This is a genomic window from Deltaproteobacteria bacterium (assembly GCA_009929795.1).
In the GTDB taxonomy this organism is placed as follows: domain Bacteria; phylum Desulfobacterota; class Desulfovibrionia; order Desulfovibrionales; family Desulfomicrobiaceae; genus RZZR01.
The window spans coordinates 1-1,419 of sequence record RZZR01000357.1 but is presented as its reverse complement, the minus strand read 5'-3'; the positions used below and the strand labels follow the sequence as shown (position 1 = coordinate 1,419).

Sequence of the window (1,419 nt, the reverse complement as noted above, 5' to 3'; positions counted from 1 at the left end):
TCGGTGACCCCGGCCAGTTCCAGGGCCCGGGTGTTGGCCACGGCCAGATGGAGGTCGCAGCGCCAGACAAGGACCGGGTGGTAGGGGGTAATCCGGTCTAGGTCGTGGCGGTCGGGAATCCTCCGGTTTTTCCAGTCGCCCTCGTTGAATCCCAAACCCACCACCCAGCCACCGGGCACGGTCCGTTCGGCCTGAGCGGCAACCAGGGACATAGCCTGATCAAAGTCCCTGGCCCGGGAAAGATCTGGAAGCTGGAGGCCGATGGCCCATTGGTCGAAATGGAAGTGGGAGTCCATGAATCCGGGCAGGATTAAGCGGCCTTCCATATCCTCCACGGAAGTGTCCGGGTTCTGCAGAGGGAGGATCTCGTGGTCTTGGCCAACGGCCAGGATGCGTCCTTCCCCGATAGCCACGGCGGTGGCCCGGGGCAGGCGGTCGTCCTGGGTGCGGATGTCGGCGTTGTGCAGGACGCGGTCGACAAAGCGGGAGCGTTTCACAGGAGAAAGCCCTGGGGGAAGGGATCGCGGGGGTCGAGAACGAATTCGTGAACCCCGGTGATGTGGGCGCTGCCGATGATTTCGACACGGACACCATCCAGATGGCCGACCTTGGTCGTGCCGGTGACCCGGCCCTCGAAACGGGAGCCAAGCAGACTCTGGTTGTAGAAGGGGGTGCCGACGTCGAGCAGTCCTTTGGAGTGGAGGAGGGTCAGCTTGGCGGCCGTGCCAGTTCCGCAGGGAGAGCGATCAAGATGGGACTCGCCGTAGACAACGGCGTTGCGGCCCAGTCCCTGGTCGTCGGTGCCTGGGTCGTAGAATTCCACGACGTCCACGGTGGTCACCCCCGGCCGGGTGGGATGCTCCACGTTCAGCTGTCTGTTGGCCTCCTCGATGATGGACATGCCCAGGGATATGAAGGCCGGGCCGTTTTCCGGAACAAGGTCCAGGCCGATTTCCCGAGTGGAGACCATGACAAAGAAGCCCCCGACGCAGACCGTGTCAACGGTGATCTTGCCCAAGCCGGGGATGAACAGGGCCGTGTCGGATTCGTACACAAAGGACGGCACGGCCGTGGTGGCCACGGAAGTCACCCGGTCCTCGTGGATGTGGGCCGTGGTTTTGACCGGACCGGAGGGCGTGTCCACGATGACGACCCGTTCCGGGCCGTCGGCCGGGAGGTTGCCGGTTTCGATGAGAGTGGTCACGGCTCCAATGGTGGCGTGGCCGCAGAGGTATGGGTAGCGACGGGCGTCCATGAAGACGAGGCCGAACTCCCCCTCGTCCGAGGTCGCTTCGGTCAGCAGGGCGGCCAGGAGGTCGCGGTCACCCCGAGGCTCCCGGGTCAACTGGAGTCGAATATGGTCAAAATTGCCCATGAAGTACCGACGTTTGTCCTCCATGGTCTGGCCAGGGATACGGC

General features: G+C 64.0%; 2 protein-coding genes. Both read right to left on the bottom strand.

Annotated elements, in window-relative coordinates; translation table 11 throughout:
* The coding region (locus tag EOM25_14965) for an amidohydrolase (GenBank protein ID NCC26479.1) at nucleotides 1-497 on the bottom strand (497 nt) is incomplete at its 3' end.
* A partial coding sequence (locus EOM25_14960) for a hypothetical protein (GenBank protein ID NCC26478.1) occupies nucleotides 494-1,419 on the bottom strand: 926 nt, incomplete at its 5' end. The genes EOM25_14965 and EOM25_14960, both read right to left, overlap by 4 nt.